The organism is Methanosarcina sp. UBA411 (genome assembly GCF_002495725.1).
Taxonomy (GTDB): domain Archaea; phylum Halobacteriota; class Methanosarcinia; order Methanosarcinales; family Methanosarcinaceae; genus Methanosarcina.
In genome coordinates, this window is sequence record NZ_DAGK01000012.1 from 344479 (window position 1) to 348997 (window position 4519).

Consider the following 4519-nt stretch of genomic DNA (forward strand, 5'->3'; position numbering starts at 1 on the left):
AAGGTAATACTGAGAAGTAGAAGATATTTCTCCAGTATAGTAATCTTTATTTTAATCCTAAAACGATTATTTATTAATGGATATTTCAGAGAAGAAAGACCTTCAAGGAGCTAGTCTTAAAGGAGCTGACCTTGAAAAAGCTGACCTTCAAGGAATTAACCTTGAAAAGGCTAACCTTATAGAGGCTAACCTTAGAGGAGCTAACCTTAAAGGAGCCAACCTTAAAGGAGTTGACCTTTTTGAGGCTAATCTTAAAGAGGCTAACCTAAAAGAATCTAATCTCGTATGGGCTGACCTTAGATGGGTAAATCTTGAAGCGGCTCACCTTGAAAAGGCCCATCTTGAAGGAGCTAACCTTCAAGGAGCTAATCTTAAATGGGTTAATTTTAAAGAGGCTCATCTTGAAGGAACTAATCTTACAAAGACTAACCTTGAAGAAGCTGACTTTGAAAGGGCTAATCTTGAAGGAGCTAACCTTACAGAAGCTAACCTTAAGCGGACTAACCTTAAAGGAGCTAATCTTGGAGAGGTCTATGGCTTATCACTTGACCAGCTTTCTAAAGTGAAAAGCCTTTATGATACAAAATTAGATAAAGAACTTCTAGTGCAATTAAAACAGGATTATCCTGCCCTTTTTGAAGTACCTGATTAAGATTATTCTCATTCCAGAATCTGTACAAAACCTCTGGTACCATCAACACGTACGTACTGGCCGTCTTTTAAGATTTTGGTAGCATTTTCGATGCCGACAACAGCAGGGATACCATACTCTCGGGCAATGACAGAGCCGTGTGTCATCATTCCACCAATTTCCACCACCAGGGCTTCAACGGAATAAAATAGGGGAGTCCAGCCTGGATCAGTAAAAGGCGCTACTAAAACATCACCTTTGTTCAGCTTTGCAGCTTCGGGTTTGAGGATAACCTTTACGTATCCTTCTGCAACCCCGGCTGAAACAGGAGTCCCGATTAAAGCACCTTTCGGAGCCTCGACATCGCTCCTAACCCCCGTAATAACTTCCCCTTCACTGGTCATAACCCGGGGAGGAGTCAACTTTTGGTACTGTTCGTAGGCTCTTTTACGGGAGTCTATAAGCTGCTTCAGGTCTTCATTAAAACGGTCCTCTAACAATTCAATCAGCTCATCAAAATAAAGATAAAATACATCTTCTTTCCTCTCCAGAACTCCTTTTTGATGTAAAACTTGTGCTTCTGCCAGGATGGCCTGCCGATAGATATCAAAAAATCGAATAATGACATACTTTGGAAATTCACGTAGGCCTGTAGAATTTCGATAAATGGAAAGAAGTCTGGATATGAGTCTTACTTTGAGGCTTCCAGCAGGGGTATTGCTAATACGTTCAAGAAGTTTTTGTATAGCTTCCTGAGCCTCCTTCCGGCCTTGTCTGAACCGATCTCGATGTTCACCTGGAGCATTACTTTTTATGTGGTTAAGAATGGATGAAACAAGTAGGGTAGGGGCTTCCCACCATCGAGTGTTTGAAATATCGATTTCACCCGGACAACGCATGCCATAGAGCTCCATGAACCTGTCCAGCTCGGTCCTGAATATATTCCCACCTTTTACTTTACTGAGCCCCTGATAGAAAGTTCTGTCTTCCGCTCTTTCCAGATAATCTATCACTTCAGGATATTTTCGTGCTGTATCGGCCAGATCCCCAATCATTAACCCCATTTCACCGGTCACGTTTCCAGGAGGAGATTTACTCAGCGCGTCAACATCAAGGTCTTCATCCAACCATAGCCTGGTCAGACGGCCAGCAATTGGCAGGACGATGAATGATAACAGTACGTACATCATGCTGCTATTCAGTTCCTGAAATAACTTTTCCATACTTTCCTGAACCCTTTTAATCTGCTCTGTCCCTGAGACCTGCGTTATACTGTATCTATACTTATTGATGATCTGTTCCATAGGAGATGTGGCTCGCTCAATAATGCCAGAGGGATCCAGGAAGAATAAATTGTCAACAATCACAGGGATACCTTTTAGATAAAATGGAAGCATTGGTTTGAATAATTCAAAAACCTGTTTCGTTGTGCCTTTGCTTGCTTTAGCTTCCTGTTGAAAGATCTCGCTTGATATTATTTTTGCCAGAGCATCTCTCATTAGTTCATCCACAATAGCAATTCTCCAGATAAAATATCGCCGAAAAGCTTTATTGTGCAAAAGAGGAGTGACGTCGAGGAAGAGCCTGCCTCCCGCTTCCGCGATCATTGGATTGGAAAAGGATACGGAGTCTTTTCCAAAGGGAAATATTCCCCGAAAAATAGAAATCCCCATAGGTCTCATGGCATCTGTCATCATTTGCAGGTGAGCAATCGATAGAAATACATGAAGTTTAGTTCCAGACACTTTAGGAACGGGATAGAGAGTAGTAATAGGACGGCTTTGTAAGATATAGAACCGATCCTCTGCCAGACACCATTCAATGTCCTGTTCCGAGCAGTAGTGTTTTTCTATTTTCTGGCCGAGTTGGGCTAGCTCCAAAATCTTGTCATCAGAAAGAGCTTGCTTGCTTTGGATTTCAGGAGCGAGTTCCTGAGTCACTGTTCCCCCTTCTATGCCCGGATAAACCGCTTTCTTCTTTTCCGCAATTTGCTTTTTGACAATCTGACCCTCGCGGACCTGATAAGAGTCGGCGGAAACAATTCCTGAGACGAGAGCCTCACCCAACCCGAAGCTAGCATCAATGGAAATAGTATTCCTGTTCCCGGTGACCGGATCCACGGTAAACATAATCCCGGAAACCTCCGGAAATACCATTTGCTGCACCACTACGGATAAATAAACCAAACGGTGATCCAATCCATTTTTAATACGGTAGATAATTGCCCTGTCAGTGAACAGCGAACTCCAGCATTTCCGCACGGCCTGAAGGAGTTGATCTGCTCCTTTTACATTCAAATAAGTCTCCTGCTGGCCAGCAAAAGAGGCAGTCGGCAAATCTTCAGCTGTAGCACTTGACCGAACTGCATAAGCCTTTTCTTCACCTACAATTTTCCATGCATCAAGGATGGATGATTCAATTGTTTGGGGTATGGAGATAGTTAGTAAGTGGTCCCTGATCAGCTTTCCCAGCTTGCTAATTTCGTCAGGTTGCTCCGGTTTTAACTGGTCAAGCAAATCCAAGAATTTTCCGATCTCATTGCTTGCTGCAATGAAATCACGATAAGCTGATGTTGTAATGCAAAATCCAGACGGGATAGGAAAGTCCGCTTTGCTCATTTCTCCCAGATTAGAGCCTTTTCCCCCTACCTCAGGCAAATTTGTCCTATCGACTTCATTAAAGTGCATTACATAAATGCTCATGTATAATACACCTCGAAAAATGAAATCTTGATTTCTATATTATACGCTTTTATAGTATAGGACTTACGCGGTAATTTGCTTTGCAGGCGGCTTTTGAATTAACCTGATTATTCTATACTTTTTTCACCTTTAGCTTGGTATGAAAGTGCTTTCAAATTGCTTTCAAGCACTTTCATTTATTTATGCTTATTATTCGAAGAATTTCATGTGTATTTTTTAAACAAATGCTGTATACTTCAGGGCAATAAGCGCATAAAGAAAGTTCATTAGAGTCCTTCCAAATCAGTGTTAAAACTAAGGATATCAAATGCTTATTTTAGATAATAAATATGCATTTAGACTTTTCCCAATAAAGGTACACTCTAAAAACCAATTTTTTAGAGAAATAGTGACAGTGTCGCGATTTGCTGTAAATTCTAAGTCAAGTTTTTGTATACTATAGGAAAAATTGATCTATTGGTATAGATTTTTGAATCAAAAACTTTCCTAAATTTGTAATTTTACAGAAAACTTGGCACATTTCCGTTCGTTCTTCATTGTACAAATACATGCAGTTTTCCACTTGAACTTCAAGTAGACCTCTTCCGGATATACAATACAATGATTATCATGATAATCAAAAAATTAAATCCGACAGGTATTCTCTTAGCAGAGTTTGTCTTTGTATTCAGATCACTTGAATTGGAATCTGTAAAATTTGCAAAGGCAATTCCAAAAGACTCATCTCCTACATCCACTGTGGCTGTAACATTGTTTGTCGCTGTATCAATTACAGAGACAGTCTTTCCGCCCGTTGTATACACCTTTGTTCCATCAGGACTGACTACCATTTGAGTAGGCCAGTTTCCTACCTTTACCCTGGCTATAACCTTATTTGTAGCTGTGTCAACTACATAGACAGCGTTGGTATTCCCTCTCGTCTCATTTACTCCTTCCTTTATTCCATTGAAATATACCACTGTTCCTTTCGGGTTGACTTTAATTACTCCGTGCGGATAGATTCCATCATCCACCACCATGGTTGCAACCTTGTTTGTTGCTATATCGATTAAAGATACAGTGTCATTGAGGCGGTTAGCTACGTATACCTTTTTTCCATTTGGGGCGACATCGATCCAAAAGGGAGCTACTATATCAAGCGTGTCAATAACAGTGTATGTGGTTGCGTCAATTACAGATACAGTGC

The 4519-nt window shown here is 40.8% G+C and carries 3 protein-coding genes; 1 reads left to right on the forward strand and 2 read right to left on the reverse strand.

Going from position 1 to position 4519, the window contains the following annotated elements:
- Positions 1-76 precede the first annotated feature (76 nt).
- On the forward strand, positions 77-652 hold the full coding sequence (locus tag BP861_RS05310) for a pentapeptide repeat-containing protein (RefSeq protein ID WP_292373262.1): 576 nt from the start codon (positions 77-79) through the stop codon (positions 650-652).
- Between the two features lie 8 nt (positions 653-660).
- On the opposite strand, the gene BP861_RS05315 is transcribed toward BP861_RS05310, so the two are convergent.
- Together BP861_RS05315 and BP861_RS05320 are read right to left on the reverse strand one after the other, a co-directional pair.
- Positions 661-3333 carry a phosphoenolpyruvate synthase gene (locus BP861_RS05315; protein WP_292373264.1) on the reverse strand — a complete coding sequence of 891 codons (2673 nt, stop codon included), beginning with the start codon at positions 3331-3333 and terminating at the stop codon, positions 661-663.
- A gap of 569 nt (positions 3334-3902) precedes the next feature.
- A partial coding sequence (locus BP861_RS05320) for a YncE family protein (RefSeq protein ID WP_394339160.1) occupies positions 3903-4519 on the reverse strand: 617 nt, incomplete at its 5' end.

Excerpts from the sequence above, each read along its gene's own strand:
- BP861_RS05310 (WP_292373262.1), top strand. The coding sequence starts at position 77 with ATGGATATTTCAGAGAAGAAAGACCTTCAAGGAGCTAGTCTTAAAGGA.
- BP861_RS05315 (WP_292373264.1), bottom strand. The coding sequence starts at position 3,333 with ATGAGCATTTATGTAATGCACTTTAATGAAGTCGATAGGACAAATTTG.